The following is a 6,000-nucleotide window of genomic DNA, read 5'->3' as shown; positions in this document are numbered from 1 at the left end:
CGACCGTCCGGAAGCGCTGACGAACGACTTCTTCGTGAACCTGCTCGACATGGGCACGGAGTGGAAGCCGGCGTCGGCCGCGAACGACGTGTTCGAGGGGCGCGACCGGGCGACGGGGCAGGTCAAGTGGACCGGCACGCGCGTCGACCTGATCTTCGGTTCGCACGCGCAACTGCGCGCGCTGGCCGAGGTGTACGGCAGCGCGGATGCGAAGGAGAAGTTCGCGCACGACTTCGTCGCGGCCTGGAACAAGGTGATGAACCTCGATCGTTTCGACCTCGCGTGAATGTCGCCGCAGGGTGATGCGGTAACGCACTAACGTAGCAATGCAAACGGCCAGTCGAGAGACTGGCCGTTTGCGTTACGGATTCAACCCGGCGTCAGTTAGACAGCCGGGCCGCCAGTGCCCGTGCGCTTCGGCTTCGCGCTGTTGCGTGGCATACGCCAGGATGTGGCCGGCCGTATCGAGCTCGCAAATGCAGCGCGGTCTTTCGTCGACGTCGCGGACCACACACGCCGCGCGCGGCTCGATCGGCGCGACCCGCAGGTGCGCGCGTGAATGCACTGCGCCCCTCGCCAGCGGCAACCGTCGCGCGACCCTTTGGCTGGCGGCCGCTACAGTCTCCAGCCGAGATCTACTGCGCGGTATCGAACGCGACGACGCCGTGCCGGCGTGCCCTCAAGCATCGGAGGGCAACGAGATCGTGGCGGCTTATCGCACGATGGGCTTCACGCTCGGCCGGCACCCGCTGGCGCTGCGGTGCGGTCGCCTGGCGCGCGATCGCCTTCAGTCGGCGGGACAACGTTCGATTGGACTCCCATCCAATTTCGCTTGTAACCTCACACGAAACAGTTAGATACTAGTAATATTGATGAAGTTAATTTGAAAGACCGCCCGGGTGGCAACAATCTCGGTCACGCGTGTCATGCCTTCTGCAACGCCCAAGGGCAAAGCGTGTTGACTTCGTCAACCTTAAAATCGGTTTGACTTTTTAGTCAAAAAACCAAACGCTACTGGGACCGTTAGATGAAAAGACGACATTTTCTTGGGGCTTCCACCGCTATATTAGCAAGCAGTCCTATTCGATCATTCGCGCAAGGACACGGTCCGGCCGACGATCTTCTGCCACCCATCAACGTTACGGCACCGACCGAACTTGCCCTCCCCATAGCCTCACCCAACGGTCCCGCCGGGGGCTATCATTGGGCAATAAATGGAGATAATATTCGTGGCGGCATATTTAAAATCGGCAAATTCAGATTAGTCAATGGAAAGAAAATTCTCGAAGCCGCTGCCGCCGGACGATCGCGCGACGTGCTTTATGAATTTGGCTATGGGATGGAACTTGCAAGCAAACAAGTTGTACAAGCGCAAATTGCAACTTATGCCCTTTTCACTTCCTGGATTGCAGACATGGGTTGGCAAGGCATCACTGGCGCAACCCAGTATGGCCTCTCCGATACGACGTTTAGCGGCCTCTCAGCAGCATTTGGGTTGTTCAGCGATTTTTATTTCAGTCACCTCCCGGCCCAACCCATTGAGAGTTTTAAATTCTACGCCACTCCGTTTTTCACCCTTTCAGCTTACTACAATTGGATTAGGGGAAACGGAGAACCCAAATCGGTCGACCTGAAATCCCTGCGACTTGGAATCGGTGTTCAGCAGATATCTCCAATAAGAGACATTATCGTCAACGAAGGCATGGGACCTGGAGTTTATCCAATAGATGCCCAGTTCAGCACAAATTTGCTGAGCAATCAAGAGTTGATTGTTGGATCGGCCCTTGGACGAGTGAGCGGCCACATCCAAGGTGAGCTATTTTTAGGAAGTGATGATAGCTTCTATTTCAGAGGCGAATACACACTTAATCCAGACAAATTCGATTTTGACGCTTCGCGGTCTCGCCCGTCGATACAAGAGGCTTTGACTACACTCGTCCGCAAAATTGGAGAATTTACTGATCACAAAGATTTCATGATCTATTTTACTGGATCGCAACCACTCAACGTCAACGGAACGAGAGCCAGTATCAAGGCAATGAATCCGGATGGTACGCCAGCGGCCGTCCATACGCCTCGGATCGGAGGTTTCGGGCGCAGATCGTAAGTCGATTTTACTGCCCCCTCGAACCGGCATGAGGAAAGCTCAGAAGCTTTCCTCACATCAGCAAACCGGATTTTTGTTTATGGAGGTAATTTTGACAAAAAAAATACTGAAGTACTCGGCCACCACCATTGGCGCATTAATAGTTTGCATACTAGTTTTATTTGCCATTTTAATTTACGTTAAAAATTGGGACGGCGGAGACGGTGTGTGCCCAAACATGCGTCGCCACGAAATAACTGGATTCGTTGAAAAATATGCCAAACAAAATGGCGCATCAAAAATTATTTTTGATGAAAATTTCGAATACGTCACCGACCTCCACCAATGGAAGGTCCCGTATCGATCGGATGGCCATCGGTATATCGCAAAAATGACGTGCCTTGGAATCATTCTTGATAATGTGGGTCCGTATGATTGACCTCCAATTGCACCCATGACAGTCGGTATCGCCACCCCGATACCGGTGCGACCTGGAGCGGTCGCGGTCGGCCGCCGGCGCGGATCGGTGGCAAAGACCGTTCGCAGTTTCAGATCGCGGCACCGATCACCCAAGGTCGAACTGCGCGCCGTCACTCGACACATTCGACCTGCCTCTCTCGCGGTGGGTATGCTCGATCCGGCCCACCGCGTATCACCCAACGTTCGCCCATGGCGCTGTTCGAAATACCCGCTGATCAACCGCTATATTGTTGACGTTCGACAGCAAGTCGACCCGTCGTCGGTTCGTCGCCTGCCGGCCACGCGCCATCCGAAAAGACGCGTATCCTTCCTGACTGAAGGACGCCCCTCTTCGGTTCGAACTGCTCTCAACATTCGCTTCGAGAGCTTCGAGAAAATAACGCCCTATCAACCACAGAGCGCGATCCATGACCAACGGTAATCCTGTGCTCGATGTACAACATCTCGTGCAACGTGGTGAGATGGACGAAGCCCGACGCTTGCTGGACAGTGTGAGAGCCGACGACGGCGATAGCGCGTTATTTTTCCACGCATGCGCTCAGTTTCACTATTTCCTCGGCGAGTTTGAACAAGCAGTCGACCTGTGCGTGGCAGTGACCCAGCGTGCACCAGGCTATACGAACCATCGCATGATCCTGTTCCATGCGTGCGCGCACCTCGGCAGAATCGACGTTCTCGACGCACACTTCGAAGCACTCGTGCATGGACTCAATGAATGGGATCGCCTGCAGATACAGTTCGAGATTCAATCCCTGTTCGGCCAGGACGACGAAATCATCACGCGATCCGCGTCGTGTCAGGCATCGCACCTCGCAGGTGCGATTCCGAACGCCACCGCCATCCAACTGCGAAAAAATCGAAGCACATCGCTGATGCGGGCTTATGGCATCGCCGCGGGCCTCAACGAATATGCATCGGCATTTACAAGCCGCGCAGCCGTCTCCGAGATATACGGGATCACAGACCCCGGCTACTGGTGTGGTGACACACCCTTGCCGCGCATTCTCCGCTACGTGCGTGGCGGCGGCTTCGGTGACTGGCTCCAGTTCGTCCGGTATCGCGCGCTGCTCGCGCAGACCGGGACAGAACTCATCCTTCATGAGCCGTGGCCGTGCCTGCCCGTCAACCCTGCGTGGTTGAACGATTACCGTGACATCGGCGCCCGCGAACTGTTGGCACCGCTATCAGGCAGCGCACCACACGACGAAATGTGGGCCACGCCGTTCTCGCTGTTCACCGCGCTTTTTCCACTGGCCGGCTATCTGCCGGCGCGACGCGCGATGTACGAAGAGACACCGTCTCCGTCCAGTGCGGACCTCGCAACACGCATTCGCCACGATGCGCGCGGGCGCCCATGCGTTGCGCTCTTTTGGTCAGGGAATGAATCTGCTCACGGAGATTTCGCGTGGAGAAGCCTGCGCCTGCATCAGATACGTCCACTGCTGGAAAATCAGGACATTCATTGGATCGTATTGCAACGTGGCCTCGAAATGCAGCGATGGCTGGCAGATGACTTGTCGCACTCGACAACCAACATCGACTCGACAACCGATCTGCATTCGCTGGCGATGCTGCTTTCGACGGCCTCGGCCGCTGTCGTCAGCGTCGACAGCGGCCCGCTGCATCTTGCGGCCAGTTTGAACCTGCCGACCATTCTGCTTTCGCCGCTGCATGGGGACTGGCGCTACGAGCGAATGCCCACGGCGACACCGTGGTATCCGAATGTCCGCATCGTTCGGCAACCGATGATGGGCGACTGGCACGCAACTGTCGAAGACGCGGGCAGGATTCTCGAAGTCTGGTGCCGCACCGGAAAGTTGTCGTGAGTGCTAAAGGAAGATCGTCGAACCGTACGAGATATGCCGTGCCGGGTGCTCATCGACGACACCGCTTTGCCATCACGCGAACGTAAAGCACGATTGCGAGTTCACGGCGTAGCGGAACGAGTAACCGGCGCAGACACTACCCGGATGCGGCCCGATCTTACGCAGGCTTCTGGCAGATCACGCCATACCAACCCAACCCGCGATACGTCTCGTACCCTGGCGTCGCGGCGAACGAGACAATCGCTCCGTCTGCTGCCCGATAGAAGCCTGTCTTCCTGCCCTCGGCCTGCACGCGGAAGCGCTCGGTCAGGAGTCCTCGTCCGTCCGACGCGGCGATCACGCGAAAAGCCGAATCGACAATCATGCAGCGAGTGCGTGTCCATTCATCGTCGCTCAGGCGTACGCCCTTGACGACAGCGCCAGCTTGCGGTGCCCAGTCGAAGAAAATAGCGAGTGCGCCGAGCACGCGGCCGCTCGCACGACCGCCCTCGCGGATCGCCGTCGCGTAGGTCGCCACTTGGGCATCATGCATCAAAGGGAGCGCCTCGACGTCGCATGCGACATAGTCCGCGCCCGAGCTGGTTTTCATCGCGGCCTTGAACCAGGCCGCTCCCACTACGTTCTGCCCGCGCACGGAATACAGACCAGGCCGGCCGTTCGCGACGACGAAGCCGCGTTCGTCGACTACCCAAATGTCACGGTAAACCGTATAGCTGTCGAGAATCACCGATAGTCGCTCGCCGGCATGCTTCACCGAAGCAGCGTCGTTGTTCTGGAGACAGTCCACGACGGCCGAGTCGGTTGCCCACCAGCGCACGTCACACGAGCGTTCGTAGAGGTTGCGGTCGATGACGTCGATCATGTTGAGCGCGAGATCGGCACAGCGCTGGCCGTCGTGCGATCGCAGGCGTTCGATCATGCTGTCGCCGAGCTGCGTAAGCGTGGACAGCGAGCCGGCGAGATCCTTGTTCAGAGCCGTGGTGATTTCCGAGATGCGGCTGGAAACGTGCTTGACCTGGTTTGCGACTACGGCAAAGCCTTTGCCCGCGTTGCCGGCGCGCGCAGCTTCGATGCGTGCATTCAGTGCGAGAAACGTGGCCTCGCGATTGATGTCGTTGATGTCGCTGATCTTGCTCGTTGCGATTCGTTTGACTTCATGCGTGAGGTCGACGATAGCCTGGGGATTCGACATGCCGTAGTTCCTGTGAACGTTGCCCGATCTGCCGGTTACGCAAGCTTTGGGCCAGTTCGAAGGGTGCGATGGCTTAAGAACGCAAACGTTGCGTTCCCGCCATTGGGGCAGCCGGCCTGTGGATATGACTCGTGTTGGCGCCCCGACGCACCGGATGCGGGCATGGGAAGTCGCGCCCGGCATTGGCGTTTTTCTCGGATATCCGAGACTCACGGCTGAGGTTGCGTGGTTGACTGGAGAGGTGCCCGAGCTTGCAACGCTGCAGGCGCCCGAATGACATGTCGGACACGGTCGCGAGTAGCGGGACTTGGCCGAACGCGGCCGGCGGACGGCCACGCCCTGCAACGCGCGACTGGCGCAGATCGACCCGTTTGAGTCAATCAGTCAACACGAGCATTAGTCCGCTACGTCCCTGA

4 protein-coding genes and 3 pseudogenes are annotated in these 6,000 nt (G+C 57.7%); 6 read left to right on the top strand and 1 reads right to left on the bottom strand.

The features are described from left to right. From HWX08_RS10105 to HWX08_RS10085, 6 genes and pseudogenes are all read left to right on the top strand, one after another. Positions 1–286, top strand: a pseudogene (locus HWX08_RS10105) (catalase/peroxidase HPI); the annotation flags it as partial. Between the two features lie 120 nt (positions 287–406). After that, positions 407–803: pseudogene (locus HWX08_RS34765) on the top strand (error-prone DNA polymerase); the annotation flags it as partial. A gap of 224 nt (positions 804–1,027) precedes the next feature. After that, positions 1,028–2,107: a lipid II-degrading bacteriocin gene (locus HWX08_RS10100; RefSeq protein ID WP_174922720.1), complete on the top strand. Its 1,080-nt coding sequence runs from the start codon at positions 1,028–1,030 to the stop codon at positions 2,105–2,107. Between the two features lie 28 nt (positions 2,108–2,135). Further along, the gene (locus tag HWX08_RS34350) at positions 2,136–2,525 is read left to right on the top strand and encodes a hypothetical protein (RefSeq protein ID WP_244122689.1); all 390 of its coding nucleotides are present in this window, start codon (positions 2,136–2,138) and stop codon (positions 2,523–2,525) included. 23 nt (positions 2,526–2,548) lie between these two features. Then, positions 2,549–2,641 (top strand): annotated as a pseudogene (locus HWX08_RS34345) (H-NS family nucleoid-associated regulatory protein); the annotation flags it as partial. Between the two features lie 332 nt (positions 2,642–2,973). Then, positions 2,974–4,392, top strand: coding sequence for a glycosyltransferase family 9 protein (locus HWX08_RS10085; RefSeq protein WP_174922718.1), 1,419 nt, complete (start codon positions 2,974–2,976; stop codon positions 4,390–4,392). A 157-nt stretch (positions 4,393–4,549) separates the two neighbouring features. Here the strand turns inward: HWX08_RS10085 and HWX08_RS34595 are convergent, their stop codons facing one another. Beyond that, positions 4,550–5,584, bottom strand: a complete 1,035-nt coding sequence (locus HWX08_RS34595) for a methyl-accepting chemotaxis protein (protein WP_174922717.1) — start codon at positions 5,582–5,584, stop codon at positions 4,550–4,552. Between the last annotated feature and the right edge of the window lie 416 nt (positions 5,585–6,000).

Origin of the sequence: Burkholderia metallica, assembly GCF_902832845.1 — a bacterium.
In the GTDB taxonomy this organism is placed as follows: domain Bacteria; phylum Pseudomonadota; class Gammaproteobacteria; order Burkholderiales; family Burkholderiaceae; genus Burkholderia; species Burkholderia metallica.
The sequence above is the reverse complement of the archived record's forward strand: the minus strand, read 5'-3'. Positions and strand labels throughout refer to the sequence as shown.

Coding starts and splice junctions, on each gene's coding strand:
- HWX08_RS10100 (WP_174922720.1), top strand. CDS start 1,028: ATGAAAAGACGACATTTTCTTGGGGCTTCCACCGCTATATTAGCAAGC.
- HWX08_RS34350 (WP_244122689.1), top strand. CDS start 2,136: ATGAGGAAAGCTCAGAAGCTTTCCTCACATCAGCAAACCGGATTTTTG.
- HWX08_RS10085 (WP_174922718.1), top strand. CDS start 2,974: ATGACCAACGGTAATCCTGTGCTCGATGTACAACATCTCGTGCAACGT.
- HWX08_RS34595 (WP_174922717.1), bottom strand. CDS start 5,584: ATGTCGAATCCCCAGGCTATCGTCGACCTCACGCATGAAGTCAAACGA.